The sequence below is a fragment of the Glutamicibacter sp. 363 genome, from assembly GCF_052379505.1.
Taxonomy (GTDB): domain Bacteria; phylum Actinomycetota; class Actinomycetes; order Actinomycetales; family Micrococcaceae; genus Glutamicibacter.
Window position 1 is genome coordinate 1 of sequence record NZ_JBQSYR010000075.1, and the last position, 1337, is coordinate 1337.

At 57.2% G+C, this 1337-nt stretch carries 1 protein-coding gene; it reads right to left on the minus strand.

Annotation, left to right across the window (positions count from 1 at the left end; genetic code table 11):
* Positions 1-6: 6 nt before the first annotated feature.
* Positions 7-1314: an ISL3-like element ISAar23 family transposase gene (locus ACT3UA_RS18910; RefSeq protein WP_096288990.1), complete on the minus strand. Its 1308-nt coding sequence runs from the start codon at positions 1312-1314 to the stop codon at positions 7-9.
* Between the last annotated feature and the right edge of the window lie 23 nt (positions 1315-1337).

Sequence of the window (1337 nt, forward strand, 5' to 3'; positions counted from 1 at the left end):
GGCTCTTCAGGATTCAGGGTGTAAACGCGATCTAAAGCCACCGGTTTCCAACAATGACCGTGCGATATAGTGCGCCAAATTCGTGAACCCCAAAGCGATACCCCGCAGGTGCTCCAACCGCCCATTGAGTGCTTCAGTAGGCCCATTGGAACTGCCAATGTGATCAAAATACGCGAGGATATCCGGTTTCCGCCTGCGCAGCGTACCACCGAGTTTCTTCAACTCCGGTAAACCCTTCGGCACTTTGGTACCGATCTCGTTGATCAGTTGTTCCATGGCCCACTTCCCGATCTCGGGCTTCTTCTGCCGGTAGGCATCAACCATCCTCTGGTAAACGCTCCAGACCAATTGCACAGGCTCGTGCTTCGCAACGTTGAACAGGTCTTCAACGCGCTGTTTCTGTTTCTCTGTGGCCAGCGATAAACCTGTAGTCAGCGTACGCCGGCACTTATACAGCGGATCATCTTTCCGGCCACGCCGCCCATATTGTTCACGCTGAACTCGTTGTCTGGCCTGGTCCAACGCCTCGGAGCCGAGCTTGACCACATGAAAAGGGTCCAAGACTTCTACGGCTTGGGGCAGTTCTTCAGCAGCAGCGCTTTTGAAGCCGGTGAACCCGTCCATCGCGACCACCTCAACATTGTTTTTCCATGCTTCACCGCGTTCAGCAAGCCAGGTCTTGAACACGGCCTTGGAACGTCCGGGAATCATGTCGAGCAATCGTGCGGTGCCAGTGCCAGCCTTCACCGGGGTGAGGTCAACAATGACCGTCACGTACTTGTTTCCACTTTTGGTATGCCGCCACACGTGCTCATCAACTCCCAACACTTTGACTCCGTTGAACCGGGTTGGGTCATCTATCAGCAGGCGCTGGCCTTCGGCCAGCACTGCTTCGTTGGCGGTATTCCAGGTGACACCGAGCCCTTCGGCAATCCGTGAGACTGACAGGTGCTGGGTGACTAGCCCGGCCAAAGCCCAGCGTAGCCCGGTCCGGCTGATTTTCTGTCGTGGCGCTACCGCTTGGCTGAGGTCTTCACGCCAGACGCGTTGGCAGTGGTTGCAGCGGTAGCGGCGGTGCTTGATCACCAGGACGGTGGGCCGCCATCCGAACGGTTCGTGGGCCAGGCGCCGGGTGACGGTATCGCGTGGATTTCCGGGCGTTCCGCACGTTTGGCACCATGGGTCAGGGTTGGTCACTTGGCAGAGGATCTCAGCTTTCTTCGGCGTGAGGCGCTGCCCGATGGCGGTGAGTCCCAGTCCGTCAAGGTTGGTGAAAGTCGTGAGATTTGCGGGGGTATAGATAGAATGGTGCACAGTCGAGGTCTCTAGAAATGGTT